This is a genomic window from Propionivibrio pelophilus DSM 12018 (genome assembly GCF_059569095.1).
In genome coordinates this window covers 115,784-139,883 of record NZ_JCANUT010000005.1, presented here as the reverse complement: position 1 = coordinate 139,883, position 24,100 = coordinate 115,784, and the positions used below count along the sequence as shown (strand labels likewise).

The 24,100-nt window shown below is 64.6% G+C and carries 20 protein-coding genes; 9 read left to right on the top strand and 11 right to left on the bottom strand.

Annotation, left to right across the window (positions count from 1 at the left end; all coding sequences use genetic code 11):
* Positions 1 to 247: helix-turn-helix domain-containing protein (locus BO74_RS04645; RefSeq protein ID WP_496440400.1), on the bottom strand; the 247-nt coding region annotated here is incomplete at its 3' end.
* A 269-nt stretch (positions 248 to 516) separates the two neighbouring features.
* Between BO74_RS04645 and BO74_RS04640 the strand changes: the two genes are divergently transcribed.
* A complete protein-coding gene (locus BO74_RS04640) occupies positions 517 to 813 on the top strand; it encodes a toxin-antitoxin system TumE family protein (RefSeq protein WP_496440399.1) in 297 nt (98 codons plus the stop codon).
* Complete coding sequence (locus BO74_RS04635; RefSeq protein ID WP_496440397.1) at positions 794 to 1,141, top strand: HVO_A0114 family putative DNA-binding protein; 348 nt, start codon at positions 794 to 796, stop codon at positions 1,139 to 1,141. The genes BO74_RS04640 and BO74_RS04635 overlap by 20 nt, the downstream gene beginning before the upstream one ends.
* Positions 1,142 to 1,251: 110 nt before the next feature.
* On the opposite strand, the gene aroG is transcribed toward BO74_RS04635, so the two are convergent.
* Genes aroG through BO74_RS04615 form a run of 4 tightly spaced genes read right to left on the bottom strand, consistent with a single transcriptional unit; the run spans position 1,252 to position 8,674 of the window.
* Positions 1,252 to 2,331, bottom strand: coding sequence for a 3-deoxy-7-phosphoheptulonate synthase AroG (aroG, locus tag BO74_RS04630; protein ID WP_496440396.1), 1,080 nt, complete (start codon positions 2,329 to 2,331; stop codon positions 1,252 to 1,254).
* Positions 2,332 to 2,357: 26 nt separating this feature from the next.
* The gene (gene tldD, locus BO74_RS04625) at positions 2,358 to 3,818 is read right to left on the bottom strand and encodes a metalloprotease TldD (RefSeq protein ID WP_496440395.1); all 1,461 of its coding nucleotides are present in this window, start codon (positions 3,816 to 3,818) and stop codon (positions 2,358 to 2,360) included.
* Between the two features lie 36 nt (positions 3,819 to 3,854).
* Positions 3,855 to 4,691 carry a carbon-nitrogen hydrolase family protein gene (locus BO74_RS04620; protein ID WP_496440394.1) on the bottom strand — a complete coding sequence of 279 codons (837 nt, stop codon included), beginning with the start codon at positions 4,689 to 4,691 and terminating at the stop codon, positions 3,855 to 3,857.
* Positions 4,688 to 8,674: a YhdP family protein gene (locus tag BO74_RS04615; protein ID WP_496440392.1), complete on the bottom strand. Its 3,987-nt coding sequence runs from the start codon at positions 8,672 to 8,674 to the stop codon at positions 4,688 to 4,690. Before BO74_RS04615 ends, BO74_RS04620 begins: the two co-directional genes overlap by 4 nt.
* A 164-nt stretch (positions 8,675 to 8,838) precedes the next feature.
* Here BO74_RS04615 and glnE point away from each other — a divergent pair, with 164 nt between their 5' ends.
* Positions 8,839 to 11,568 (top strand): bifunctional [glutamate--ammonia ligase]-adenylyl-L-tyrosine phosphorylase/[glutamate--ammonia-ligase] adenylyltransferase, encoded by a 2,730-nt coding sequence (glnE, locus tag BO74_RS04610; RefSeq protein WP_496440390.1) that lies wholly within the window; start codon positions 8,839 to 8,841, stop codon positions 11,566 to 11,568.
* Between the two features lie 57 nt (positions 11,569 to 11,625).
* On the opposite strand, the gene mscL is transcribed toward glnE, so the two are convergent.
* Entirely contained in the window at positions 11,626 to 12,051 is a 426-nt protein-coding gene (gene mscL / locus BO74_RS04605; RefSeq protein ID WP_496440388.1) for a large conductance mechanosensitive channel protein MscL, read from the bottom strand.
* Between the two features lie 69 nt (positions 12,052 to 12,120).
* Positions 12,121 to 13,278: a pyridoxal phosphate-dependent aminotransferase gene (locus BO74_RS04600; protein ID WP_496440386.1), complete on the bottom strand. Its 1,158-nt coding sequence runs from the start codon at positions 13,276 to 13,278 to the stop codon at positions 12,121 to 12,123.
* A 183-nt stretch (positions 13,279 to 13,461) separates the two neighbouring features.
* On the opposite strand from BO74_RS04600, the gene BO74_RS04595 reads away from it, so the two are divergent.
* From BO74_RS04595 to BO74_RS04570, 6 genes are all read left to right on the top strand, one after another.
* Positions 13,462 to 14,196 (top strand): flagellar brake protein, encoded by a 735-nt coding sequence (locus tag BO74_RS04595; RefSeq protein ID WP_496440384.1) that lies wholly within the window; start codon positions 13,462 to 13,464, stop codon positions 14,194 to 14,196.
* 12 nt (positions 14,197 to 14,208) lie between these two features.
* A complete protein-coding gene (gene mtnA, locus BO74_RS04590) occupies positions 14,209 to 15,294 on the top strand; it encodes an S-methyl-5-thioribose-1-phosphate isomerase (protein WP_496440382.1) in 1,086 nt (361 codons plus the stop codon).
* On the top strand, positions 15,287 to 15,940 hold the full coding sequence (locus tag BO74_RS04585; RefSeq protein ID WP_496440379.1) for a class II aldolase/adducin family protein: 654 nt from the start codon (positions 15,287 to 15,289) through the stop codon (positions 15,938 to 15,940). Before mtnA ends, BO74_RS04585 begins: the two co-directional genes overlap by 8 nt.
* Positions 15,937 to 17,562: an NAD(P)/FAD-dependent oxidoreductase gene (locus tag BO74_RS04580; RefSeq protein WP_496440377.1), complete on the top strand. Its 1,626-nt coding sequence runs from the start codon at positions 15,937 to 15,939 to the stop codon at positions 17,560 to 17,562. Before BO74_RS04585 ends, BO74_RS04580 begins: the two co-directional genes overlap by 4 nt.
* A 76-nt stretch (positions 17,563 to 17,638) precedes the next feature.
* Entirely contained in the window at positions 17,639 to 18,142 is a 504-nt protein-coding gene (locus BO74_RS04575; RefSeq protein WP_496440376.1) for an ankyrin repeat domain-containing protein, read from the top strand.
* A 3-nt stretch (positions 18,143 to 18,145) separates the two neighbouring features.
* Entirely contained in the window at positions 18,146 to 18,385 is a 240-nt protein-coding gene (locus BO74_RS04570) for a DUF3820 family protein (RefSeq protein WP_496440374.1), read from the top strand.
* Here BO74_RS04570 and BO74_RS04565 read toward each other — a convergent pair.
* From BO74_RS04565 to BO74_RS04550, 4 genes are all read right to left on the bottom strand, one after another.
* Entirely contained in the window at positions 18,377 to 19,261 is an 885-nt protein-coding gene (locus tag BO74_RS04565; RefSeq protein ID WP_496440373.1) for an NAD(P)-dependent oxidoreductase, read from the bottom strand. The genes BO74_RS04570 and BO74_RS04565 overlap by 9 nt on opposite strands.
* 41 nt (positions 19,262 to 19,302) lie before the next feature.
* Positions 19,303 to 19,680: a response regulator gene (locus BO74_RS04560; protein ID WP_496440371.1), complete on the bottom strand. Its 378-nt coding sequence runs from the start codon at positions 19,678 to 19,680 to the stop codon at positions 19,303 to 19,305.
* 15 nt (positions 19,681 to 19,695) lie between these two features.
* Positions 19,696 to 22,242 carry a sensor histidine kinase gene (locus tag BO74_RS04555; RefSeq protein WP_496440370.1) on the bottom strand — a complete coding sequence of 849 codons (2,547 nt, stop codon included), beginning with the start codon at positions 22,240 to 22,242 and terminating at the stop codon, positions 19,696 to 19,698.
* A 141-nt stretch (positions 22,243 to 22,383) separates the two neighbouring features.
* Positions 22,384 to 23,889 carry a butyryl-CoA:acetate CoA transferase gene (locus BO74_RS04550; RefSeq protein WP_496440368.1) on the bottom strand — a complete coding sequence of 502 codons (1,506 nt, stop codon included), beginning with the start codon at positions 23,887 to 23,889 and terminating at the stop codon, positions 22,384 to 22,386.
* Positions 23,890 to 24,100 lie beyond the last annotated feature (211 nt).

Here is a 24,100-nt window from a genome sequence, read left to right as displayed (position 1 = left end):
TGGGAGCGAGTTTGCACTGGCGTCGTCGCTGAAACCGGGCCATGTGGGCACGCATGCTGGCCCGACCTGCCTCATAGGGCAACGTTGAGCAGCCCGCCAGATGGTGATGTTTGGCGATTTCACGCGTGATGCTTGACGGAGAGCGTTTCAGTTCGCGGGCAATAGCCCGCGAACTGAAACCATCACGCAAGCGCAGCATGATGCAGGCTCGCTCTTCCGAACTTAAATGACTGTACTGCTTTCCCATGTGCAATAACTCCCGCTCTTATCAGGGTGATAGGGTAGTGTTGCACTTGATTCTGGACTCCAGCCCTTCTCGCAAGAAAACAATGGACAGACCACGGTTTCAACACTCCCCCAAAGGCAAGTCTGTTCGCGTTCAGCTCAAATGACCGCAACCTCTAACGCTACGCTCCAAGGGACGCGCCCCTGAGCTACGACGTTGGGCCTCTTGATCCCACTCTCGACTGTTGGAGATATTGACAACACACCGTGAATGTTGTCACAATGTCCAACATGAAAGCCGTACAGCTCGTCTCAACGCGTATCTTATATTCGGAGTCAGCTTTTGCTGAACTCGTGCTGTGGCGGTTGCCTCAACCGGTAGAAGGATCAGCCCATGGTTTCAAGTATCGGCTCGCCTACGTAGTTCGTGGCGAATGCGTTCTCCGTTACGACAATGAGGTTGGGAAAGGCGATCATCGTCATGTTGGCGGAATTGAAAGCACCTACACCTTCACGACCCCGGAGCAATTGATAGCCGACTTCCAACGTGACATTGAGAGGTGGAACGATGAAAACCGTAACTCTTGACGTCCGCTCGCCTTCTGACGCGATGGCGGACTTCACCCAAGCTTGGAAAACGGGCAAACCGCAACGGTCCGCCCATATTAGCTTTGCTACTCCGGAGCTGCTCTGGAAGGTACTTACAGAAAAGCGGTGGGAGCTACTGAAGGTATTGTGTGGTGCCGGTCCCGTGTCAATTCGTGAAGCAGCCCGTCGCGTTGGCCGAGACGTGAAGGCTGTTCACGGCGACGTAACGGCACTGCTAAACGCGGGCATTCTTGACCGCACAGAGGATGGCCAGATCGTCTTTCCGTTTGAGGCCGTGAAAGTCGAGTTCCTTTTGCAGGCGGCATAGAGCCCTCATGAACCAGAGGCCGAATTCTGCGTTGGGCCTCACAATATGTGAGTCTTTGGAATCCTGACGCGACGCATTCTCCCCCTTCCACCTGCCGTCCAGGTCAGGCGTCAGCGCGCCGCCACCGCCAGCCGACGCTGACGCACACCCTCGGCAAGAATCTCCAGCAAGGTCACCGAATCGTCCCAACCGAGGCAGGCGTCGGTGATGCTCTGGCCGCGTTCCAGCGGCTTGCCCGGTTCGAGGTTCTGGCGGCCTTCGACGAGGTGCGATTCGATCATCGCGCCCATGATGCGGTCCTCGCCGCCGGCGAGTTGCGCGGCCACGTCGCGCGCCACGTCGAGCTGGCGGCGGAAATCGCGCTGGCTGTTGGCATGCGAGAAGTCGATCATCAACCGCGCAGCCAGTGCCGCCGAGGCGATCTCGCGGGCGGCGGCGTCGACGTTTGCGGCGTCGTAGTTGGGCGCCTTGCCGCCGCGCAGGATGACGTGGCAATCCTCGTTGCCGCTGGTCGAGACGATGGCCGAATGGCCGCCCTTGGTCACCGAGAGGAAGTGGTGCGGCGACTGGGCGGCGCGGATGGCGTCGATGGCGATGCGCACGTTGCCGTCGGTACCGTTCTTGAAGCCGACCGGACACGACAGGCCGGAAGCAAGCTCGCGGTGCACCTGCGATTCGGTGGTGCGCGCGCCGATGGCGCCCCAGGCGATCAGGTCGGCGGTGTATTGCGGCGTGATGGTATCGAGGAATTCGGTGCCGCAGGGCAGCCCCATGTCGGCGATCTCGACGAGCAGAGCGCGCGCCATGCGCAGACCCTCGTTGATGCGGAAGCTGTTGTCCAGGCGCGGGTCGTTGATCAGCCCTTTCCAGCCAACCGTGGTACGCGGCTTCTCGAAATACACGCGCATGACGATCAGCAGTTCGTCGGCGAAACGCGGCACCTGCAGGTGCAGGCGCCGGGCATAGTCCATCGCCTCCTCGATGTTGTGCACCGAGCACGGGCCGATCACCACCAGCATCCGGTCGTCGGCGCCGTGCAGGATGCGGTGGATGGCCTGCCGCGCCTCGAAGGTCGTTTGCTCGGCCCTCTCACTGGCCGGAAACTCGCGCAGCAGGTGCGATGGCGGCGCCACCTCGTTGATTTCGCGGATGCGTACGTCGTCGGTCTTCGCTTTGCTGAATAACGTCATGATTCTCCCCTGCCTGATTCTTGCTCTTACGCGGTTCCACCCACCGTCAGCCCGTCGATGCGCAGCGTCGGCTGGCCGACGCCGACCGGCACACTCTGCCCGTCCTTGCCGCACATGCCGACGCCCGGGTCGAGCGCCAGATCGTTGCCGATCATCTTCACCTTCTTCATCGCCTCCGGGCCGTTGCCGATCAGTGTGGCGCCCTTCACCGGGTAGGTTACCTTGCCGTTCTCGATCATGTACGCCTCGGACATCGAGAAGACGAACTTGCCGCTGGTGATGTCGACCTGGCCACCGCCGAAATTGACCGCGTAGATGCCCTTCTTCACCGACTTGATGATCTCCTCGACGCTCTTGTCGCCGTTCATCATCGTGGTGTTGGTCATGCGCGGCAGCGGCAGGTGGGCGAACGATTCGCGGCGGGCGTTGCCGGTGACCGGCACGCCCATCAGGCGGGCGTTGAGGCTGTCCTGCATGTAGCCGCGGAGGATGCCGTCCTCGATCAGGACGGTGCGCTGCGTCGGGTTGCCTTCGTCGTCGATGTTCAGCGAACCGCGCCGGCCGGGGATCGTCCCGTCGTCGACAACCGTAACGCCCCTGGAAGCGACGCGCTTGCCGATCTGACCCGAGAAGGTCGAGCTGCCCTTGCGGTTGAAATCGCCCTCCAGGCCGTGCCCCACCGCCTCGTGCAGCAGGATGCCGGGCCAGCCGGGGCCGAGCACGACGGGCATCTGCCCGGCCGGCGCCGGCCGCGCGTCGAGATTGGTCACGGCCTGATGCACCGCCTGCCGCGCATACTCGCGCAGCACCTCGTCGGTGAAAAAGCCGTAGTCGGTCCGTCCGCCGCCGCCCGAGGCGCCCTGTTCGCGCTTGCCGCCGGCGCCTTCGACGATCACCGTCATCGACACGCGCACCAGCGGCCGGATGTCGGCGGCGAGGCGCCCGTCGCTGCCGGCGACGAGGACGACCTCGTACTCGCCGGCAAGGTGCGCCATGACCTGCGTCACGCGCGAGTCCTCGGCGCGGGCGAAGGTTTCCAGACGTTCGAGCAGGCGCACCTTGGCGGTTGCGTCGAGCGAGGCCAGCGGGTCGTGCGGCACGTAGAGCGAATGCGCCGCCTTGAGTTCCTTCAGCGCGCCAGCGCGCACCCGTCGTTGCTGGCCAACCGCGGCGATCGCCCGCACCGCCGATGCGGCGTCGCCCAGGGCCGGCAGGCTGATGTCGTCAGAATAGGCGAAGGCGGTCTTCTCGCCGCTGACCGCGCGCACGCCGACACCCTCGTCGATGTTGAAGCTACCCGACTTGACGATGCCTTCCTCCAGGCTCCAGGCCTCGCTCCGGCTGTACTGGAAATACAGGTCGGAGTAATCGACGTCGTGGCTCATGATCCGGCCGATGACCTTGGTCAGGTCGGACACGTCCAGGCCGAACGGGGTCAGCAGGGTTTTCTTGGCCTGCACGAGCAGGGATGGCGATTTCGCGGTCATGTGGTTTCCAGTTCAAAAATCATTTACAGCACCCGATTACAGTACCCGATGTGTCAGCGCCGGCAGGCTGCTACGCACTTCGGCAATGCGGGCGTGATCGAGTTCGCCGATGATGACGCCCTCGCCCTTGTCGCGGCGCGCGAGCACCTCGCCCCACGGGTCGATCAGCATGCTGTTGCCGTGCGTCTCGCGCCGGTTCTCATGCACGCCGCCCTGGCCGATGGCCAGCACGTAGCACTGGTTTTCGATGGCGCGGGCGCGCAGCAGGATTTCCCAGTGGGCGCGCCCGGTCACTTCGGTGAACGCCGCCGGCAGGACCAGCAGGTCGATCTCGCCGAGCGCGCGGAAGAGTTCGGGGAAGCGCAGGTCGTAGCAGATCGACAGTCCAATGCGAGCAAAAGGCGTATCGAAGGTTACCGGCCGGCGACCGGGCTCGATCGTCGCGCTTTCGTTGTAGCGCTCCTCGCCCTTCTGGAAGCCGAACAGGTGGATCTTGTCGTAGCGCGCCACCCGCGCCCCCTGCGGGTTGAACACCAGGCAGGTGTTCAGCACCTTGTCATCGACGCTGGCCACCAGAGGCAGTGAGCCGCCGACGACCCAGACCCCGTGCTTGCTCGCCGTTTCGGCGAGGAAATCCTGGATCGGCCCGTTGCCGTCGGCCTCGCGCACGGCGATCTTGTCCGCGTCGCGCCGGCCCATGATCGGAAAATACTCGGGCAAGGCCACGAGGTCGGCGCCCTGATCCACGGCTGCGGCAATCAGGGCGCCGGCCGTTCGCAGGTTGTCTTCGACGCGGGTGGTCGAGATCATCTGGATCGCGGCGACCCGGGCATTCTTCAGTTCGGGCGAAACGGTTTCGTCGTTCTTGCTCATGGTGCAGGCCCTCCAGGAGGTTGAGGCGTTGCCGGCTGAGCGGGCGTTCCCTCGCTCGTCGCCGCCGCCGCCGAAGACAGCTTCTCGACCTTGGGATCATCCCACGTGCCGGTGATCCGGTAGGTGTAGCCGAACACGTTGCCCAGCGGATTCTTCAAGAGCTTGCTCGCCAGCCAGGTCGCCGCGCCGGCAGCCGGATTGACGATGGCCACGCCGAGCGCCGCCGTCTCGCCGACTTCGGGAAGAACGTTGACGTTCAGGCGCTGCGTCTCGCGCTTCAGATCCACCTCGCCGCGCATGACGACCCGCGCCGACGGTCCGTCGATTTGCAGTTGCTCCGTGCGCATCACCCCCTTCTGCACGGCCATCTTCCCGGCAATGCTGTCGAAAGCGAAGCCCGCGCTGAAGACGTCCTTGAAATCGAGGGTGATCCGCCGCGGCAGGTTCTGCAGGCTGATCAGTCCGAGCAGCTTGCCGGCGGCCCCCGGATCGAGCTTGAGGAACTGCCCCTTGGCGGCTTCGAGGTTCAGGTCGCCGTTCAGCGAGGCGAAATCGATATCCGTCGGCCCGCCGCTCCAGGCCAGTTTTCCGTCCAGACGCGCGGTACCGGACCGCACGGTGCCGGGATAGCCGAGGCGGCCGAGCAGTTCGCCCACATCGCTGCTGTCCATCCTGAAATCGAGTTGCGTCCTGCCGGGGCCGCCGCTGCGCTGCCATGCTCCCTGGCCGGTGAACGTGCCGTGCGGATTCGAGGTGCTGATCCGGCGCAGGTTCCATACCCCGCCGTCGTTGCTGGCGCGCAGTTCGAGGCGGCCGAAGCGCAACTGGCGGACCGAGAAATCGTCGGCGACGATGTCCAGCGCCGGCAACTTGCGCGTGGGTTCAGCGGGCTTCGCGGCGGGTTGAGCGGTGGACCGCGCAAGGGCCAGCCGGCTCAGTCGGGCGACCAAGCGACCAGCCCCCTCGCCGCCATTGCTGTCCCAGACGATCTCCCCGGCGGCTTGCCGCGAATTCAGGCCGATGCGCCATTGCCGCGGCGAGCGCGTCGCGGTCAGATCGACGTCGTTCCACGGCATCCCGCGCATGATCAGCTCGCCGGCCTGCACGGCCACCGCATCGGGCACGAAAGTCGCTGAACCGTCGCCTTGCCCCTCGCTGCCTGACTCAAACAACGCCTGCCACGCATCCAGGTCGAGGCGATTGGCCGTCAGGCCGACACTGACGCCTTTCTCTGGAAGCTGAAGCGGCCGGCCAATCGCAACCCCACCTCTTTCGGCGACGAAACCTTCGGGCGTCTTGCGTCGAATCAGTTGCATCGAGGTGTTCGAGCCGAGCGACGCGCTGATCTGGTCACGCACCGTCGCATCCCCGCTGTTGGCTTGCGCCAGCAAGCGCTTTTCGAAACGCAGCGGCAACGCTTCGCCGGCGGCCTTGGCGAACGGTTCCGGCAAGGTCGATGCCAGCCCGGCAAGATCCGATTCGATGGCCAGATCGGCGTTGCGCTTGTTGATGCGGATTTCGCCGCGATAGGCGGCAGCCCCGGACAGACGGTCCAGCCAGGGCGACGCGCCCTGCTTGCGCAACTGGGCAATATCCGCAGAGCCATTGACCGTGATCAGCACCCGCCCGTCCTTTTGCAGCCCACCCTGGATCTTCAGCGGACCGCCGAACAACTGGCCGGTGATTTCCGGCACGTTCAGGTCGCTCCCCGAGAAGCGGATGCTGCCATTGACCTGCCGCAATGGCGGCAGTGCCGTATCGACCAGCACCTCGTTGCCGATCAGCCGATAGGCGCCCTTCACCCGTGACTCATCGAGATGCTGCTCGTCGAGCGGAATCATCAGCTCGATATCGAGGTGGCCGTTGCCGCGTGCCTGCATCCCTTCAGTAAAGCGGTCGATCCGCTCGGCCACCGGACTCTGGTCGATGAATTTCAGGAATTCCGTCGTCGGCCCGTCCGCCTCGCCCTTGACTTTCAGCGTCGACACCGGCGCATCGAAATCGGGGATGACGACGTGCGTTTTGGAGAGCTTGGCGCCGAAGATCCGCCCTTTGCGCGCATCGACGACCATGCCGTTGCCTTCGAAGCGCAGATCCCCGTCGATCCCTTCGATGCGCGGCCAGCCCTTGGCGTAGTCGATCACCGTGTCCTGCGCCTTGACCGTCACCAGAAACTGACCGAGCCGCTTGTCGAGGAAGGGGAAGTCCTTCAGGTCACCTTTCAGCGTCAGCTTCGCCTCGGTAGCCTTGCCGGAGATCAACGAGTCGCGCAGCCAATGGCGTGCGCCCGCCCCGACCACGTGCGGCATGTAGCGCCACACGGCGCGTGCATCGGCACGGGTCAACGCGGCGGTCAGGTCGATCACGCCGGGGCCGTCGGCCGTCGTGCGGTACGTTCCTCGCGCCGACCCCGCCGCCTCCGGCGTGTTGAATTCGGCCTTGAGCAGGTCGACCGCAACCCCTTTGTCGTCGATCGTCCAGCCGGCGTTGACCACCAGCGAGTCGAGACGGGTCAGCGATTCGGGGAAAACCGTCGGCAAATCGATCGACGAGGTGCCGCTGTTCAACTCGAGCCGCCCGCCCTTCTCATCCGCTTCCAGCGTGCCGGTGATCCCCGAAAACCCGGGAAAATAGCCGCGCGCCTTCATCCCGAGATCGCGTACGCCGGCTTTCAGCGAATAGCTCTGCAAGCGCTCGGCATCGCCGCGCCAGCGTGCGTTCAAGCCGCTGATCTGGCCGCCCGGCGCATAATCGGTGAGCATCTGGCGAGACTCGGCATCCAGCGGCATGAACGCCGCGAGTCGCGCCAGCACACCGAGATCGACACGGGAGATAGTGACGTTGCCGAGGGCGGTGCGGCTGTCGTTCTCCCGCTGCCAGTCGGCCTGAAAATCGGTGGGCTCGATGCGGATCGCCCCCCCCGTGTCGCGTGCGGCGGACGAAGAAGCTTGCGTTTCCAGGCTGATACGCCGCCCGCTGACGGCCAGGCCCGTCCCCTTGTCGGGGAGACGCAGGCTCAACCGCCCGGCCAACCGGTCGACATCGAGCACCGGGAGATCGGGGCGGAGCTGCAGGCGAACGTCCTCCAGCGCCAGGTCCGCCGTGGCCTCGCGCACCACGCCGCCAGCCAGTGTCGTCCAGGCGCGAACCGCCCCGTGTCCGTGCGGCAGGGTCACGGGGTAGTCAACCCAGCGGTTCCAGACCGCGAGGTCGGCGTACTCGACCTCGGCGAAGGCCTGGCCCGTCCATTCGGTCAGCGCGGCGAAATCGCGCCCGCGAAAATCACCGCGCACATCGATGCGTGAAGCCAGTTCGCCCGGCGGCAGGGCGGTCAGCCCGAAGCGGTGCCGCGAACCATCGTTATCGAGCGCGAGATTGACGTCTTCAAGCACCAGCGCCGGCGCGCCGCGCAGTTCGTCCTCCCAGACCAGCGTCGCGCCGCGGATGCGGATGCGTCGCTGCTCCAGCACCCAGGACGACATGCCGCTCTCCTCGCCGGATTCACCGAGCGGAATCCCGGCGACAAAATACGCGCCGTTCGCATCGCGACGGAGATGCAGGGTCGGCTCGTCGATACGCAGCACGCGCAAGCGCAGGTCCGCGGCCGGGACCGACCACCACGAGAGGATCGCTTCGACACGTGAGAACGCCAAGGCCGGGCGATTCTCCGCATCGGCAACCCGCACGTCGTAGAGTGTCAGGTCGGGATTGATGCCCGCCCAGCTGGCCTCGACCCGCCCGATGCTGACCTGCAGCCCGAGCCCTTCGCCGACCAGGCGTTCGATCGTCGGGCGATAGGTTTCGATCTGCGGCAGGACCACGTAGCGCAGCGCAAGGATCGTCGCGAGCAGGGCGAAATAGGCCGCCACGCACGACCATGCGACCAGCCGCACTGACCGCCGCGCCCATGGATGTGTCACGAGTGGCAGCAGCCAGTGAAAGCGGTGGTACAGCGCCGCACGAAAATCGTTTCCAGGCCTCATGGAATGGCCACGCGCGGAAAGCTTTGCCTGATTTCGGGAAACGTCACTAGAATGATGCGCACCTGTCAACTCGTCGGAGCCGCAATTGTAATGGCTTTGACCTCCAACCGCCTTTGGCGTGCCCCGACGGCCCCTTGGCATACGGCTGAATAGGCTGAATAAAGATGAGCGATCCGCACGACCCTGCTTACCCGAACGGCTGGCAGCCGGCACTGACCCACAGCCGCTTCCTGCGGCAACTGCTCTCCGCCCGCCCTGAAATCGTCGACTGGGTGGCCGCGCACGCCGATGCACCATTGAGCGCCGAGGCCATGTGCGACTTCCTCGCCGGGGCCGCCATCGACAGCGAGGACAGCCTGAAACGCACCCTGCGCCAACTGCGCCAGCGCGTAATGGCCGCGCTGATGGTGCGCGACATCGGCGGCCAGGCGCCGCTGGCCGAAGTAGTGGAAACGATGACCCGGCTGGCCGACATCACCACCAACCATGCGCTCGATTTCCTGCATCGTCAGCTCGCCGGCCAGTTCGGCGAACCGCTCGACCATCAGGGGCGGCCGCAGCGCCTGATGGTGATCGGCATGGGCAAGCTCGGCGGGCGTGAACTGAACGTATCCTCCGACGTCGATTACATCTTCGCCTACCCGGAGGACGGCGAGACGGCCGGCACGCCGAACGGCGGGCGACGCATCGAGGCCTTCGACTTCTTCACCCGCCTCGGCAAGCGGCTTATCGCGGCGATCGGCGAGATCACCGGCGACGGGCAGGTGTTCCGCGTCGACATGCGCCTGCGCCCGAACGGCGATTCCGGGCCGCTGGTCGGCTCGATCGTCTCGCTGGAGAACTACTTCATCGCGCAGGGCCGCGAGTGGGAACGCTACGCCTGGATCAAGGCGCGGGTGATGAACGCCGGCGACAACCTGCAACCCGAATGGGTCGCTGCGCTGGAACACATCGCGCGCCCGTTCATCTTCCGCAAGTACCTCGACTTCGGCGCAATCAACGCCATGCGCGACCTGCACGCGCAGATCCGCCGCGAAGTCGCGCGCAAGGACATGGTCGACCACATCAAGCTCGGCCCGGGCGGCATCCGCGAAATCGAGTTCATGGCGCAGGTCTTCCAGCTGATCCGCGGCGGCCGCGACGCGGCGCTGCAGATCCGCCCGACGCTGAAGGTGCTGCCGCTGCTCGTCGAACGGCGCCTGCTCCCGGCCGACAGCGAACAGGAACTGGTCGAGGCTTACGAATTCCTCCGCCGCCTGGAGCACCGCCTCCAGTACGTCAACGATGCGCAGACGCACATGCTTCCGACCGACGACGCCGAACGGCTGCAAATCGCCCGGTCCATGGATTTCGCCGACTGGCCGGCCCTGTCCAAGGTGCTGGAAGGCCATCGCCAGCGCGTTGCCCGGCATTTCGAGGAGATCTTCTCCGACCCCGAGGACGGCACGCACGCCCTGGCCGGCATCTGGTTCGAACAACTGGAAGACGACGACGCGCAGGAAACCCTCGGCAGCCTCGGTTTCCGTCACCCGAAGGCAGTGCTGGAACGGCTGCACGCGTTCCGCCAAAGCGCCAAATACCAGCAACTGGCCGCGTCGATCCGCGAGCGCCTCGACGCCATCGGCCCGCGCCTGATCGAGGCGGCGGCGGCGACCAAAACGCCCGACGCGACCTGGCAGCGCGGCCTCGACCTGGTCGAGACGATCAGCCGGCGCGGCGCCTACCTCGCGCTGCTGCAGCAACACCCGCAGGCGCTGATGAAAGTTGCCGAGATCATCGGCAGTTCGGCCTGGGCCGCGACGTATCTCATCCGGCACCCGATCCTGCTCGACGAGGTGATCGATCCCCGGCTGTACGACGTCGCCACCGACTGGGAAGCCTTCAAGCAGGAACTCGCGTCGCGGCTGGCCAGCGAGGCCGGCGACACCGAACGCGAGATGGACGTGCTGCGCGAGGAGCACCATGCACAGGTTTTCCGACTCCTCGCGCAGGACATCGCCGGCCTGCAGACGGTCGAACGGCTGGCCGACCACCTCACGCAACTGGCCGACATCATCGTCCAGACGACGCTCGACCTGTGCTGGGACCGTCTGCGCGAACGCCACCCCCACCCCGAGCAGCCCCCGAAGTTCGCCGTCATCGCCTACGGCAAGCTCGGCGGCAAGGAACTGGCCTACGGCTCCGACCTGGACCTCGTCTTCCTGCACGATGACCCGGAGCCCGGCGTGGGCGAAATCTACGCCCGTCTGGTGCAGCGCATGAGCACCTGGCTATCGAGCCAGACCTCCGCCGGGACGCTGTTCGACACCGATTTCCGCCTGCGCCCGAACGGCGACGCCGGCCTGCTGGTCTGCTCGGTCGATGCCTTCCGCGAATACCAGATGCAGAAGGCCTGGGCCTGGGAACACCAGGCGCTCACCCGCGCGCGCCATTGCGCCGGCGCCCCGGATGTCGGGCGGCGCTTCGAGGAAATCCGCGTCGAGATCCTGCGCCAGCCGCGCGACCTGACCAAGCTCAAGGAAGAAGTGTTGACCATGCGCCAGCGCATGCTCCACACTCACGCCTCGAACAGCGAGGAACTGTTCGACATCAAGCAGGACCCCGGCGGCCTGGTCGACGTCGAGTTCATTGTCCAGTACCTCATTCTCGGTCACGCCCACGCGCACGAGCGCCTGTGCGGCAATCTCGGCAACATCGCCCTGTTGCGCATCGCCGGCGAACTGGGGCTGATCCCGCAGGATCTCGCCGAGCAGGTCCGCACCATCTACCGCGAATACCGGCGCATGCAGCACACCTTCCGTCTCGACGGTATCCGCGGCGCCAAGGTCGAGCGCGAACCGTACCGGAAGAATATCGAGACAGTGCGGGCGCTGTGGTCGCTCGTCTTTTCCTGAACCGGACAAAAAAGCGGGGCGCCGCAACGACGCCCCGCTCGTAGAAAAACCTGCGGCCTACTTCTTCAGGCTGTCGCGAATCTCGCGCAGCAGAACGATGTCCTCCGGCGTGGCAGGCGGCGGTGCGGGCGGCTCGGCTTTGCGCAGGCGGTTCATCTGCTTGATCATCATGAAGATGATGAAGGCCAGGATGATGAAATTCACCAGGATGGTGATGAAGTTGCCGTAGGCGAACACCGGCACCTGCGCCTTCTTCAGCGCATCGAGCGTCATCGCCGTGCCGGGCGGCACGTTGCCCAGGACAATGAACAGCCCGGAAAAATCGAGTTGGCCGCCCATGAGTGCCGAGACGAGCGGCATGATCAGATCCTTGACGACCGAGTCGACGATCTTGCCGAAGGCCCCGCCGATGATCACGCCAACGGCCAGGTCCATGACATTGCCTTTCATGGCGAATTCCTTGAACTCCTTCATCATGCTCATTGCTGTCTCCTTATAAAATTTGAATCAACGAACCAACCCGTACTGCCTTATTGCAACTACCAACCAGACTCACAACCGCCGCAGGCGCTCGCCGGCAGCGGCCAGCGTCGACTCCTTCTTGGCGAAACAGAAGCGGACCACCTTGTCGTCACGCCCGTCGGGATAGAACACCGACACCGGAATCACCGCCACGCCGACCTCGCGGGTCAGCCACTGCGCAAACTCGCGGTCGGGCAGATCGGAGATCGCGTCGTAGCGCGCCAACTGGAAATAGGTCCCGCTGCAGGGCAGCAACTCGAATTTCGTGCTGCGCAGCTGCTCGCGGAAGAAGTCGCGCTTGTGCTGGTAGAACGCGGCCAGCCCGAGATGGCGCGCCGGATCACGCATGTACTCGGCGATACCCAGCTGACAGGGTGTATTGACCGTGAACACGTTGAACTGATGCACCTTGCGGAATTCGGTCATCAGCGCCGCCGCGGCCAGCACGTAGCCGATCTTCCAGCCGGTAATGTGGTAGGTCTTGCCGAACGAGGAAACGACGATGCTGCGCGTCGACAGCTGCGGATGCGCGGCCACGCTGGCGTGACGCACGCCGTCGTAAACGATGTGTTCGTACACTTCGTCGGAGAGCACCACGATGTCGGTATTGCGCGTCAGCTCGGCCAGTGCGTCCAGATCGGCGGCGTCGAGCAGGCTGCCGGTCGGATTGTTCGGGGAGTTGATGATGATCATCCGGGTGCGCGGGGTAATCAGCGCGCGGACCTGCTCCCAGTCCGGCTTGTAGTCGGGGAATTTCAGCTGCGCATAGACCGCCCGCCCGCCGACGGTTTCGATCGACGGCACGTAGCTGTCGTAGAACGGCGCGAAGACGATGACTTCGTCGCCGCTGCGCACAAACGCCGCGATGGCCGTGAACAGCGCCTGCGTCGCCCCGGCGGTGACGGTGATCTCCTGATCCGCGTCGTAGCGCATGCCGTACAGCGAGTCGACCTTGCCGACGATCGCCGCGCGCAGTTCCGGCATGCCGGCCATCGGCGGGTACTGGTTGCGCCCTTCGCTCATGGCGCGCAGGGTCGCTTCGAACAGGGCCGGCTCGGCCTGAAAGTCCGGGAACCCTTGCGACAGATTGATCGCCCCGCAGTCGGTAGCCAGCTTCGACATCACGGTGAAGATCGTCGTACCCACCCAGGGCAGCTTCGAATCGATGGCAACGGGGGAAGAAATCATGATAATTGGCTATCCCACAAAGGAAGAATGACGAACGCTACTCTACGACCAGCCGCCGGGGGTGGCAAGAAATGCCACGAACAGCTTACGTTTTCCGCCCATCGCCCTAGCGCAATCGCCACATCACCTTTACCATTGCGCAAAAATTCAACGCCCTGCCTGCAAACACAAGCCTCACGCATCATGGACAACATCTATTCCGACGAGGAAATCGAACGCTGTACATTGACCAGCCCGCACGAGATCGCATTTCTGATCAAGGGTCTAGTCAAGCGCGGCAACCGCATTTCGGTCATTTTCCAGGAGGGGCGGCAAAGTTTCCTGACCGTCCTGCTGGACATTTCGGTCAAGGATGGGCTGTTCTACTTCGACATCGGTGGCGGTAACGACATCAATCAGGCCTTCCTCAAGGCCGAAAGCTGCACGTTTACAACACTCGTCGACGGTGTCCGGATTCAATTCTCGGCCAAAGGATGCCGCGAAACAAAGCTCGACGGGGAGGCAACATTCGTCGCACCGATCCCGACCCATCTACTGCGCCTGCAACGGAGAGAGGTTTTCCGCCTTCAGTTGCCAAGCACCAAGCCTTTCACCTGCCGCGCCCGGCGTGGCACGCCGAAGGAAGAACTCCTGCCGCTGCATGACATTTCCGTCGGCGGCATCGGCATCCTGACCCCAAACACGCTCAAGTACGAGCAGTTGGAAAAGCTGGAAAATTGCTGGATCGATCTGCGCGAAAGCGGCATGATCCATTGCACACTCGAAGTGCGTTACCTAACCCTCGTGGAAAGCCGCACCGGCAAACCGCTGTGGCACATGGGATGTCGCTTCATCGACCTGCCGCCCTCCACGGAAACCCTGATCCAGCGCTTCATGGCCAAAATTGAAGCCGAGCGGCGTACCCTCGCTGCCGGCTGACCGTCTGCAATAATGAAAGTCAACAACGTTCCCACGCGGACCATCCGCCCCGACCCCGACCACTGTTCTGTCGTCATCATCGACCAGACGGCGCTGCCGCACGCGTATCGCGAAATCCGCCTGGCCAGCCTCGAAGATGCCGCCCACGCCATTCGCAGCATGCAGGTGCGCGGCGCGCCGCTGATCGGCGTCACCGCGGCCTACGGGCTGGCGCTGGCGCTCGCACGCAGCGACGATGACGCCACGCTGAACACCGCCATCACCACGCTGGCCGCCACCCGCCCGACGGCAGTCAACCTGCGCTGGGCGCTGGCGCGCATGCAGTCGCGCCTTTCTGAGCTGCCCGCCGGTTCGCGCGCCGAGACCGCCTGGCACGAGGCCTCGGCGATCGCCGAGGAGGATGCCGAGCAATGCCGGCGCATCGGCGAACACGGGCTGGCCTTGCTGCGCCCGCTGGCGGAAAAGCGCGGCCGGCTCGACCTGATGACCCACTGCAACGCCGGCTGGCTGGCCACGGTCGACTACGGCACCGCACTGGCGCCGATCTATGCGGCCTTCGACAAAGGCATTGAGGTGCGCGTCTGGGTCTCCGAGACTCGCCCGCGCAACCAGGGCCTGCTGACGGCTTGGGAACTCAAACACCATGGCGTCCCCTTCACGCTGATCGCCGACAACGCGGCGGGGCTGCTCCTCGCACGCGGCGACGTCGACGCGGTGATCGTCGGCGCCGACCGCATTGCGGCCAACGGCGACGTGGCCAACAAGATCGGCACCTATCTGAAAGCGCTGGCCGCGCGCGAAGCCGGCGTGCCGTTCTACGTCGCCGCACCGCGGTCCACCATTGATTTCGCCTGCGCCTACGGCGACGCCATCCCGATCGAGGAACGCAGCGGCGACGAACTTCGCGTCGCCCACGGTGTCGATACGGCCGGTTTGCCGGGCTCGGTTCGCCAGATCCCGGCGGACTCGGCCGTCGCCAATCCGGCCTTCGACGTCACCCCGGCGCGGCTGGTCAGCGCGATCATCACCGAACGCGGTCACTGCCCGGCGTCGGGCGACGGATTGCGCACACTTTACCCGGAGGACAGCCATGCCTGAAACGCGCCGCCTGCTGATCGAAACCGCCCGCCGCATGGGGCCCGCCAACCTCAACCGCGGGGCCGCCGGCAACCTGAGCGTGCGCACCCGCCAGAACGGCGTCGACGGCTACCTGATCACCCCGAGCGGCATGGACTACGATGTGCTCGTGCCCGAGGATCTCGTCTTCATGCGCCTCGACGGCACCTCCGACGGTCGCCGCAAGCCGTCGACCGAGTGGCGCTTCCACCACGATATCTACGTCAGCCGCCCGGAAGCCGGGGCGATCCTGCATGCGCACGCGCCGTTCGCCACCAGCCTGGCCTGCCTGCGCCGCGACGTTCCGGCTTTCCACTACATGATCGCCCGTTTCGGCGGCGACTCGATCCGCTGCGCCGAATACGCCACCTTCGGCACGCAGGAACTGTCCGACCACGCGCTGATGGCGCTTGAAGGACGTTGCGCCTGCCTCCTGGCCAACCACGGCTCGCTGGTATTCGGCAAAACGCTGGAACAGATGTTCGCCCTCGCCGTCGAATTCGAAAGCCTCTGCGAGCAATACTGGCGTGCCTGCCAGCTCGGCCAGCCGGTACTGCTCGATGACGCCGAAATGGCCACGGTGTTGACAAAATTCGCCACCTACGGGCAACAGAGCGGAACTCCATGATCCGCATCAACGAACTTCGCCTGCCGCTCGACCACCCACCGGAAGCCCTCACCGCCGCCGCGGCGCAGCGTCTCGGCATTGCCGTCACCGCCATCCGGCGGCTCACCGTCTTCAAACGCAGCCACGATGCGCGCAAGAAGAACGCGCCGACGTTCATCTACAACGTCGACGTCGAGGTGGGGGGCGAGGGGGGCGACGAACCCCGCCTGCTGGCGAAATTCGCCGACGATCCCAAGGTCGGGCCCTCGCCGGACGCGAGCTACCACTTCGTCGCAAGAGCCCCGGAAAACCTGCAGACCCGCCCGGTGGTCGTCGGCTTCGGCCCGGCGGGAATCTTCGCCGCGTTGCTGCTGGCGCAGATGGGCTATCGTCCACTGGTGCTGGAGCGCGGCAAGGCCGTGCGCGAACGCACCAGGGACACCTGGAAGCTGTGGCGCGAAAACCGGCTCGACCCTGAATCGAACGTACAGTTCGGCGAAGGCGGCGCCGGCACCTTTTCCGACGGCAAGCTGTACAGCCAGGTCAAGGACCCGCGCTTCCTCGGGCGCAAGGTACTGACCGAGTTCGTCAAGGCCGGCGCACCGGAGGAAATCCTCTACCTCGCGCATCCGCACATCGGCACCTTCCGCCTGGTCAGCATGGTCGAGCGGATGCGGGCGGAGATCATCGCCCTCGGCGGCGAGATCCGCTTCCAGAGCCGCGTGACCGGCCTGCAGATCGAAGAAGGCCATGTCCGCGGCGTCACGCTCGCCGACGGCGAACGCATCGCCGCCGAGCACGTCGTGCTGGCACTCGGCCACAGCGCGCGCGACACCTTCGCCATGCTGCACGCCGCCGGCGTCTTCATGGAAGCCAAGGCATTCGCCGTCGGTTTCCGCATCGAGCACCCGCAGACGCTGATCGACAAGGCCCGGCACGGCCCGAACGCCGGCAACCCGCTGCTCGGCGCCGCCGACTACAAGCTCGTCTACCACGCCAGCAACGGCCGCGCCGTCTACAGCTTCTGCATGTGCCCGGGCGGACAGGTTGTCGCCGCCACCTCGGAACCCCATTGCGTGGTAACCAACGGCATGAGCCAGTATTCCCGCGCCGAACGTAACGCCAACGCGGGCCTCGTCGTCAATATCACCCCAGAGGATTTCGGCGGCACCGACAACCCGCTCGCCGGCATCGACCTCCAGCGCAGGCTCGAAACCCACGCTTTCGAACTTGGCGGCGGCACCTACGAGGCGCCTGGGCAGCTCGTCGGCGACTTTCTCGCCGGACGCGCCTCCTCGCAGCTCGGTTCGGTCACGCCCTCCTACCAGCCCGGCGTGCATCTGACCGACCTCGCCACCGCCCTGCCCGATTTCGCCATCGCCGCGATCCGCGAAGCGATCCCGGCATTCGACCGCCAGATCCGCGGCTTCGCCCTGCCGGACGCCGTGCTGACCGGCGTCGAGACCCGCACCTCGTCGCCGCTGCGCCTCACCCGCGGTGACGACCTGCAGAGTCTCAACGTCAAAGGCCTGTATCCGGCCGGAGAAGGTGCCGGCTACGCCGGTGGCATTCTCTCGGCGGGTATCGACGGCATCCGCGTCGCCGAGGCGGTCGCGATGCAGATCAACGCAGCGCTGGCATGAAGCGACGCAGAACCATCACCAAGGTCAGATGATAGAATTCGCTGCGCAAATGCAGTAACCCCTTGGGAGATACGCAGTGGACACCCCTCCGGACCTGGTCAAGGCCATCAGGACAGGTCGGCTCTCGGAAGTCGTCGCGGCGCTTGAGTCTGGCGCCCAGCTTGAACTCGATGACGGCAAGGGCGACCCCGGTCTGCCGCTGGCCATCGCCTGCTTCATGGGCCATGCCGAGATCGTACGCGAACTGGCGATTCGCGGCGCGAAGATCAATTTCGACGACAACAGCCTGCCCACTTCACCGCTGTCGATGGCGATCCGCGCCGGGCGGAGTGACGTTGTCAAGGTCTTGATCGAACACGGCGCAGTCGTGCCGGCAGGCATGGCCACGGGACTACGGGACGACGAACTGATGCTGGCGCGCTGGAAAGCGCAGCATTTCGATACGACACGCGCCAATTTCCCGATCGATGACGATTCCGTGATCGAGGAGATCAACGTCGGCCGCTGCTACGGCACGGACACCGGCATATTGGACGCCGAGATGCGCCGTGCCGTCGACGAGATAACGCGAAAAAAGTAAACCGTGACGGACTCACCGGACGGCCTGTCGCCGGATAATCTCGCCCGGCTTTTCACCGTATCGATGCCGTTCGGCAAGTACAAGGGGCGGCGGATCGCCGACCTTCCCGGCAATTATCTGAACTGGTTCGCCCGCGAGGGCTTCCCGCGCGGCGAACTCGGCCGACTGCTCGCCCTGATGCACGAAATCGACCACAACGGACTCGGGCACTTGCTCGAGCCGTTGCGCCGGCGCTCAGGATAGCGACGATCCGCCGGACAATCCTTCCAGCAACTGCAGCATGGCCACGGAATCTGCCTCGCCGAGGCCCGAGCCGACCATGGCGTTGAACATCTGCGCCGCCACCGCCGCCGCGGGCGAAGCGATGCCCCGCTCATGCGCACATTGCATGACGATGTTCATGTCCTTCTGGTGCATCCACGACTTGAATCCCGGCGTGAAATTGCGGTCGAGCATGCGCTGACCGTGATTTTCCAGAACTTTCGACGCGGCCGAGCCGCCCAGCATCGCCTCGCGCACCTTGGCCGGATCGGCGCCGTTGCAGCGGGCGAAATTGAGTGCCTCGGCCACGGCCAGAACGCCGACGCCGGTGAGGATCTGGTTGGCCGCCTTGGCAACCTGTCCTGCGCCCGAGAAGCCGACATGGACGATATTCTTGCCCATGCTCTCCAGCACCGGCCGGGCCTTCGCGAAGGCGGCCTCGGAACCGCCGACCATGATCGACAGCGTCCCGGCAATCGCCCCGGGCTCGCCGCCGGACACCGGCGCGTCGAGAAATTCGACGCCATGCGTTTGTAACTCAGCCCCGACACGCCGCGCCGCGGCCGGCAGGATGGTGCTCATATCCACCGCCACGAGCCCCAGGCGGGCGCCCGACGCGACGCCCTGTTCGCCGAGCATGACGGCTTGAACGTCCGGCGCGTCGGCGACCATGGTGACGAGAACATCCACGCTGCCCGCCAGCTCTGCCGGGGTATCGACTACCTGCGCGCCCGCATCCATCAGCGGCCGCACCGATTCCGGACGCCGCGCCCAGACCTTCAACGAATGCCCACCCTTCATCACGTTGAGCGCCATCGGTCGCCCCATGATCCCCAAGCCGATAAAACCTACCTTCATGACTCGCTCCGTCTTGTCAGAAATTGCGAAAAGCCCCGGGGTCAGCCGGGGAGAAGCCGCGCGATCACATCGCGCACCATTTGCAGCGACACCGGTTTGATCAGCACCGCATCGAAGCCGCCGGCGAGGAACCGCTCGACATCGGCGGGCAAGGCATGCGCCGTGTAGGCGACGACGGCCAGTCCGGCAAACGCCAGTTTGCAGCGTATCTCGCGACAAACCGCCTCGCCGTCGAGGTCGGGCATGCCGATGTCGAGCAGAACCAGACGAACCGCCGGATTGCGGGCGAGCCAGTCGAGCGCCGCCTTGCCACCGTCAGCCTGCTCGACCTCCCAGCCGAGGCGGGCCAGATACGCGGCGGCCAGCTGGCGGTTGACCGGCACGTCATCGACAACCAGCGCCAGCCTTTCTCTGACCATGCGCATTTCCTCGCCTCAGTCCACGCCGTTGTGCGCCGGCAGGAGAACGAAGAATACCGAGCCGACGCCCGGCGTCGAGCTCACTCCGATCCGCCCGCCCATGTGCTCGGCGAGCTGCTTGGCCAATGCCAGCCCGAGTCCGCTGCCTTCGTGACTGCGGGTGGAGAAGGACTCGCTCTGGCGGAATTTCTCGAAGATGATCTGCTGCTCCTCGGGACGGATGCCGATGCCCGTATCCTCGACCTCGATGCGCACGAAATCGCGTCCATCGATCACTTCCGATCGAGCCCGCACGGTGACGCTACCCTGCGCGGTGAATTTCAGGGCGTTCCCGGTCAGGTTGAACATGATCTGGCGCAAGCGCATCCCGTCGGCGTAGACCGACGCGGGCAGCGCCTCTTCGACCAGTTCGAGCGCCAGCCCTTTCTTGCGCGCATGCGCCGACTGAATGCTCAGCACCTCGCGCAACAAATCGGGCAGATCGATTAGCCCCAGATTGAAGGTCATCCTCCCCGCCTCGATCTTGGCCAGATCGAGCACATCGGTCACCAGCGCCAGCAGGTGCGAGCCACTGACGCGGATGGTCTGCGCATACTCGCGCTGCACCGGATCGGACAACTCCGATTCCAGCAGTTCGGAGAAACCGAGGATGCCGTTGAGCGGCGTCCGCAACTCATGCGACATGCTGGCGAGGAACTCGCTCTTCAGCCGGTTGGCCGACTCCGCCGCGCGCCGGGCTTCGTCGAGGCGGCTGAACGAATGCTGGACATCGTCCGCCATGAGATTGAATGAACGCCCCAGGTCCGCCATTTCGTCCTGTCCATTGACGTCGAGCCGGTAGGCCAGATCGCCCTCCTGGAAGCGGCGGATACCACCGCTCATCTGGGTAATCCGCCGGGTCAGCACACTGGCCATCCAGATGGCGATGACGATCACCAGAACGATCATCACTGCCGTCGACGCTGCCAGACCGAACGCCGTCGAGGCGAGATGGTCGGCGATCGCTGCCAACATCCCTTCGCGTTCCAGATGGAGCTTTTCGTCGGCCGCCGTGATCAGCGCATCGATGCGCTTGCCGGACTCGGTCGCCGCCTTGTGGAAATCATCGACGTTGGCGCCGATCGTCACGTAGCCGAAGCCGCGCTTGCTCGCGCCGTACTGTCCGGTGTAATACGGGATCGCCGCCGCCGTGGTGAGTTTCCACAGGCCGGAGAAAAAGATCACGAACGAGCCGGAACCGCCGTGTTCGGTCAAGGCATCCCAGCCGTGGCATTGCGGCGAATGATTGAGGTAACGGCAGTCCAGCCCGACGCTGCCGGACGTGCTCGACTCCGGCGACGGCTTGCGCTTCAGCGACTGGTCGCGGAACGGCGGCACCCCGCCGGAAAACGCCTGCCACGACTTGCCGCTGGCCTTCCATTCGGTCCAGAGTTCCTCATCCATCCAGGGCACGGCCGGCTCGCCGGTTTCGGGATCGTAGCCGGCAATGAAATAGTCGCGAGGATGCGAGATCGAACGGCTCTTGTAATCCCAGATGAAGGCATAGTTGCCGGAGGCCGGATCGGCGATCGGGGCGAAACGCTCCGGCGTCGGCCGGACGCCGTCGGTAAACGCCATCAGGTGCGCGTGATCGAGCGCCAGCGTCACGTAGCCGATGATCTTGCCCTCTCGCTCGACCGGCGTCGCCCAGCGAACGATGCCGCGAAAGCGCTGGCCGACGGGATTCTCCAGTCCGGCGTAACCCGAGGCCTCCGGGGCAAACGGCTTGCCGAGTTCCTCCGCGCGGGCCTTGGTGTACGGGCCAATCCAGTCGGTGCGCACGTACGGGCCGATCACCTCGGACACGTAGACCTCGCCCGCCTTGAGCTTCTGCAACTCCGGCCAGTAGGTCTCCGCCTTGACGTAGGTATTCTCCCGACGGCTGACATCACGCAAACCCCGCGGCAACAGCTCGCCCTGCTGCACCTTGAGCTTTTCCATCCCCTGGAGATCGACGAAGGTCATTTCAAGGAACAGCGGAGTCAGCACGCGATGCCCGAAATCCTCGGGTACCCGGCTGTGGAAATTCCGCGCGTTGTCCGGCAGCGGCTGCCGCACCGGATTTTCCGCGGCGGCCTGCGCTTCGGGAACCCAGCCCTTGCCATCGGCGGAAGGCACATAACGCCCGTGCTCGTACAAGGGCCGGGCATGCCCCGTGAGGAACCGCCGGTACTCGCTTTCAGACACGTCGAGTGCCGCCGCCCGCAGGACGTCGCTGTCGCACTCGTAGAGGAAGTCGGCAACCTGGCGGGCCAGGCTGGTCGTCAGGGATTCGATGGCCTCGCGCGATCGCTCGTCGAGGGCACGCACCGCGTCGTCGATTGCCGTCTTGCCGGTCTGCTGCTGTGTCTTGCGCATCGCGTCGGCCATCTGCACACCGCGCGCCGACACGCCCTCGCCAAGATTTTCAGCCGCCTTCCAGGCGTAGCCGGCAAGCAGCACCAGCGGCACCACCTTGATGGCGATGAAGATCAGGATCAGCTTGCCGCGAATCCCCAAGCGCCCAAAGAGCCCTGCAATCATTGTTTTTTCACACCCTGAATGTGTTCGCCCGCCATTGCATCACAACTCCACGCGGATTGCATCCCGCGCGCATGACAAAAAACAAAAGAGCCTCCACGCGGGAGGCTCTCGGGTGCTGAATGGCAACAGTTCCGGACTGGCTTAGTCCAGATACTCCTTCCAGTTGACGTTGCGCATGTCGCCCGTCGTCTTGAACTTGCGGTGCATCGCGAAGGCCATCGACAGGGAGACCGGCTCATGGATGTTCTTGTCCACAAGGCTCAGGTACTCGCGCAACTCGTCCCGGAAATCGGGGTGTGCGCAGTTGTCGATGATCAGTTGCGCACGCTCGTGCGGATCCTTGCCACGCAGGTCGGCAACGCCCTGCTCGGTGATCAGCACCTGCACCGAGTGCTCGCTGTGGTCCATGTGCGAAGCCACCGGAACGATCGCAGAAATCATGCCGTTCTTCGCGGTGGACGGGCAGGAGAAGATCGAGATATAGGCATTGCGGGTGAAATCGCCCGAGCCGCCGATTCCGTTCATCATCGTCGTGCCGAGCACGTGCGTCGAGTTCACGTTACCGCCGAGGTCCATTTCCAGCGCGGTATTCATCGAGATGATGCCGAGACGGCGCACCAGTTCGGGGTTGTTCGAGATTTCCTGCGGACGCAGCACGAGGTGCTTCTTGAAGAACTCGATGTTGCCAACCACCTTGGCCATCACCTCGGCGCTCAACGTCAGCGAGCAGGTCGAGGCAAACTTGCAGCGGCCATTCTCGATCAGTGGGATGACCGAGTCCTGCAGCACTTCGGTGTACATCTCGAACGCCGGAATGTCCTTGCTGACGCCGAGCGCGGCGAGCACCGCGTTGGCCACGTTGCCGACACCGGACTGCAACGGCAGGAAGGTGTTAGGCACACGCCCGGCGCGCATTTCAGCGGCCAGGAAATCGGCCACGTTCTGGCCGATCTGGTCGGTCACCGGGGTCGGATCCTCGAAACCGCCGGCTTCGTCGGGCAGGTTGGTGAACACGACACCGACGATCTTCTTCGGATCGACGAGGCAGATCGGCGAGCCGCAACGGTCGGAGGCGCTGTAGATCGGGATTTCGCTGCGGCCGGGAGGATCCTTCGGCTCGAAGATGTCGTGCAGGCCGAGGAGCGAAGCCGGGTGCTTGGCATTGAGCTCGATGATGACCTTGTCAGCCAGGCGCAGGTAGGTATTGGACACGCCGACCGAGGTCGACAGCACGACGCCACCGCCGGCGGTCAGATCACAGGCTTCGACGACGGCCCAGTTGACCTTGCCGAGGAAGCCGTAACGCACCTGTTGCGCTACCGCAGAAAGGTGCATGTCGAAAAAGCGGACCTTGCCCGCGTTGATCTGCTTGCGCAGCGTCGGATTGCCCTGGTACGGGGTACGGAAGCTGATCGCTTCGGCTTCGGCCAGTGCGCCGTCGAGCGATTTTCCAGTCGAAGCACCGGTCAGCACGCCGACCTTGAACGGCCGCCCGGCTTCATGCTCGCGACGTGCCTTTTGCGCGAGCGCGTAGGGAACCGCCTTGGCGGCACCGGCCGCGGTAAAGCCGCTAAAGCCGATATTGTGGCCGTCCTGGATCAGTTCCGCCGCTTCCTCAGCAGTGAGAATCGGGAAGGGTAATGACATTCCTCATGCTCCTTTACTTGATGATGATGACAATTGACAAAAAAAAAGCGCCAGCGTCTTGCACGCGGCGCTAGGTATCTTGAACTGCAGCGGCAAACCACCCCGCCGTCGGTCGGCGTGCCCCAATAGGTCGGTTTCCGCGGCTGGCAGGCATCCCGGCGATTATAGTCCTCGCCAGAGAGCCGGGCAAACAGATACCAGATGCAAACAA

Excerpts from the sequence above, each read along its gene's own strand:
- BO74_RS04620 (WP_496440394.1), bottom strand. The coding sequence starts at position 4,691 with ATGAGCAAGAACGACGAAACCGTTTCGCCCGAACTGAAGAATGCCCGG.
- BO74_RS04550 (WP_496440368.1), bottom strand. The coding sequence starts at position 23,889 with ATGTCATTACCCTTCCCGATTCTCACTGCTGAGGAAGCGGCGGAACTG.
- BO74_RS04595 (WP_496440384.1), top strand. The coding sequence starts at position 13,462 with ATGGACAACATCTATTCCGACGAGGAAATCGAACGCTGTACATTGACC.
- BO74_RS04635 (WP_496440397.1), top strand. The coding sequence starts at position 794 with ATGAAAACCGTAACTCTTGACGTCCGCTCGCCTTCTGACGCGATGGCG.
- BO74_RS04640 (WP_496440399.1), top strand. The coding sequence starts at position 517 with ATGAAAGCCGTACAGCTCGTCTCAACGCGTATCTTATATTCGGAGTCA.
- mscL (WP_496440388.1), bottom strand. The coding sequence starts at position 12,051 with ATGAGCATGATGAAGGAGTTCAAGGAATTCGCCATGAAAGGCAATGTC.
- BO74_RS04555 (WP_496440370.1), bottom strand. The coding sequence starts at position 22,242 with ATGATTGCAGGGCTCTTTGGGCGCTTGGGGATTCGCGGCAAGCTGATC.
- BO74_RS04600 (WP_496440386.1), bottom strand. The coding sequence starts at position 13,278 with ATGATTTCTTCCCCCGTTGCCATCGATTCGAAGCTGCCCTGGGTGGGT.
- BO74_RS04565 (WP_496440373.1), bottom strand. The coding sequence starts at position 19,261 with ATGAAGGTAGGTTTTATCGGCTTGGGGATCATGGGGCGACCGATGGCG.
- glnE (WP_496440390.1), top strand. The coding sequence starts at position 8,839 with ATGAGCGATCCGCACGACCCTGCTTACCCGAACGGCTGGCAGCCGGCA.
- aroG (WP_496440396.1), bottom strand. The coding sequence starts at position 2,331 with ATGACGTTATTCAGCAAAGCGAAGACCGACGACGTACGCATCCGCGAA.
- BO74_RS04580 (WP_496440377.1), top strand. The coding sequence starts at position 15,937 with ATGATCCGCATCAACGAACTTCGCCTGCCGCTCGACCACCCACCGGAA.
- mtnA (WP_496440382.1), top strand. The coding sequence starts at position 14,209 with ATGAAAGTCAACAACGTTCCCACGCGGACCATCCGCCCCGACCCCGAC.
- BO74_RS04615 (WP_496440392.1), bottom strand. The coding sequence starts at position 8,674 with ATGAGGCCTGGAAACGATTTTCGTGCGGCGCTGTACCACCGCTTTCAC.
- tldD (WP_496440395.1), bottom strand. The coding sequence starts at position 3,818 with ATGACCGCGAAATCGCCATCCCTGCTCGTGCAGGCCAAGAAAACCCTG.
- BO74_RS04560 (WP_496440371.1), bottom strand. The coding sequence starts at position 19,680 with ATGGTCAGAGAAAGGCTGGCGCTGGTTGTCGATGACGTGCCGGTCAAC.
- BO74_RS04585 (WP_496440379.1), top strand. The coding sequence starts at position 15,287 with ATGCCTGAAACGCGCCGCCTGCTGATCGAAACCGCCCGCCGCATGGGG.